Here is a 203-nt window from a genome sequence, read left to right on the forward strand (position 1 = left end):
GAACAACTCTTAGAGGTCTGTAACTTAGACCTCGCTGAGAAGATGAGTCGCCGACTGCCCAAACACGCTCCTCATAAAAATAGCCGCCAGCTGGGGTTAAGTATTGAAGAACGGCCCGCTGAAGTGGCAACACGTGAAGAGTTTGGCCACTTTGAGATTGATACTATTGTCGGTAAGCGCGATGGCCAAGAGAGCGTCATTAT

General features: G+C 49.3%; 1 pseudogene. It reads left to right on the plus strand.

Annotation, left to right across the window (positions count from 1 at the left end):
* A pseudogene (locus FC99_RS13930) lies at nt 1–203 on the plus strand (IS30 family transposase); the annotation flags it as partial.

Origin of the sequence: Levilactobacillus koreensis JCM 16448, assembly GCF_001435525.1 — a bacterium.
Taxonomy (GTDB): Bacteria; Bacillota; Bacilli; order Lactobacillales; family Lactobacillaceae; genus Levilactobacillus; species Levilactobacillus koreensis.